This window comes from Collinsella sp. HCP28S3_B9 (assembly GCF_052066095.1).
Classification (GTDB): Bacteria; Actinomycetota; Coriobacteriia; order Coriobacteriales; family Coriobacteriaceae; genus Collinsella.
In genome coordinates this window covers 1-2,197 of sequence record NZ_JBQHST010000056.1, presented here as the reverse complement: position 1 = coordinate 2,197, position 2,197 = coordinate 1, and the positions used below count along the sequence as shown (strand labels likewise).

General features: G+C 56.9%; 1 protein-coding gene. It reads right to left on the bottom strand.

The annotated features are described in order from the left end of the window. Window positions 1-208 precede the first annotated feature (208 nt). Complete coding sequence (locus tag ACTNBB_RS09000; protein ID WP_441057966.1) at window positions 209-1,903, bottom strand: phospho-sugar mutase; 1,695 nt, start codon at window positions 1,901-1,903, stop codon at window positions 209-211. Between the last annotated feature and the right edge of the window lie 294 nt (window positions 1,904-2,197).

Genomic DNA, 2,197 nt, shown 5'->3' with positions numbered 1-2,197 from the left:
TGCACGCCTGCGCGTCTCATCCGGTCCGACCGGGCCGCGCGGCAAGGAGATATATTGCCAGACCGGAGGGGCCCGCGGGGCGGGAATCTGGTTGCACACAACTCCTACACAGTTTGGGATTCTCAGCTGTATTTAGCAGTAATAGAGAGGGGACCTCGTTTCCGAGATCCCCTTTTTCGTCTATCTATAGAAATAGGCTTTCAAAGCCTTAGGCCAACAGCTTGCGGCCCGACTCCTCAATCGCGTCAAGTGCTGCATCAGCCTCGGCGGCATCCGCGCCCTTAGCGAAGATGTACAGCTTGATCTTGGGCTCGGTGCCGGAAGGACGGACAATACCCTTGTTGCCACCCTCAAGATCGAACTCAATGACATTAGCCTTCGGCAGACCGTTCACGCACGTGTTGTAATCCACAACGGCCTCGATCTTGGAGCCTGCGAGCTCCGCGGGCGGGTTCTCGCGCAGACCACCCATGATGCCGGCCATCTTTGCCGCACCCTCAGCGCCCGGATAGCTCAGCGAAATCGTCTTGTTGTGATAGTAGCCATACTTCTCGTACAGCTCGTGCATCGCATCGGCCAGGTTCTTGCCCTGGAGCTTGTAATACTGCGCCATCTGGCAAATGAGCAGCGAAGTGCTCACGGCGTCCTTGTCGCGCACGTGGTCGCCGGCCAGATAACCGTAGCTCTCCTCGAAACCGAAGATAAAGCGATCGACTTCACCAGCATCGGAAAGCGAGGTAATGATGTCACCGATGTACTTGAAGCCCGTCAGGCAGCGACGGAGCTCAAAGCCATACTCCTCGGCCAGAGCATCGACCATGGCAGAAGAAACAATGGTAGTAACCGCGACCTTCTTGGTGAGATCCTCGCCGCGGGCGGCACGGGTCTTGCAGATATAGTCGAGCAGCAGAACGCCCATCTCATTGCCGGTCAGCAGCAGATAGTCATCACCATTCTTAACAGCAACGCCAACACGGTCGGCGTCAGGATCGGTTGCAAGCAGCAGATCGGGGTGAACCTGCTCGCACAGGTCGATTCCCTTCTGCATGGCCTGACGGATCTCGGGGTTAGGATACGGGCAGGTCGGGAAATCGCCGTTCGGGTCCTTCTGCTCGGGAACAACCGTGACATCGGTGATGCCGGCGCGCTCGAGCACCGTCGTGACGGGAATGAGGCCAGTGCCGTTGAGCGGAGTGTAGACGAGCTTAAGCGGAGCGCCAGCGATCTCCTCGGCAGAAAGGTTGGTCACGCCGCGCGCGAGAACGGCGTCGTAATAACGCTCGAGGCACGAGTCATCGATCCATTTGACCAGACCCTGCTCAAGAGCCTCATCGAAGTCCATGGACTTCACGCCAGTGAACGTATCGGTCTCGGCAATAGCCTTAGAAATTGCATCGGCGGCCTCGCTAGTGATCTGGCAGCCGTCGGGGCCATAGGCCTTATAGCCGTTATAGGGCGCAGGGTTATGGCTCGCGGTCATGCAAATGCCACCGGAGCACTTAAGGTCGCGGACGGCCCAAGATAGCGTAGGCACCGGGGAAATCTTAGGATACACAAGGGCGGTGACACCATTTGCCGCAAGAATAGCAGCAGTCGTCTTGACGAACAATTCGCCCTTATTGCGGCTATCGCGAGCAATGGCAACCGTCGGATGCTCAAAAGTCGCATTGAGATAGTCGGCGAAGCCCTGCGTTGCACGGCCGACCGTATAGATATTCATACGGTTGGTGCCAGCACCGATCGTGCCACGCAGGCCAGCGGTGCCGAAGGCAAGATCCTGGAAGAAGGCATCGGTGATGGCATCCTCGTCACCCTGCTCCTTCATCGTGTTGAGCTCGGTCAGCAGCTCATCATCCTTGACATTGGCAATCCAAGTATCAAGCAGCTCGTGAACATCTGCCATATGCGTCCTTCCTTCATAATCAATAAAACGGCCCGCCTAAAACAGGTCAAGCGCAGTATCACGCTTAAGTAGATAGTAATCCATTGAGTGTGTGAGACTGTCAAGAGAACGGTGAACGTCTGAATAAGACGGCAGATGATATCGTTGTAAAAATTGTCATTTAGTTAAATTGCCTGAGAAACGAAAAAGGGGGAGGCCGCGAGGCCTCCCCCTTCCCAGTCCAAGCGCACGGCTCGGTGCCGTCCACCGGTCAGCGGCGCCCTGGCCTCCCACGGGCTGGCCCCGCAGTACTCT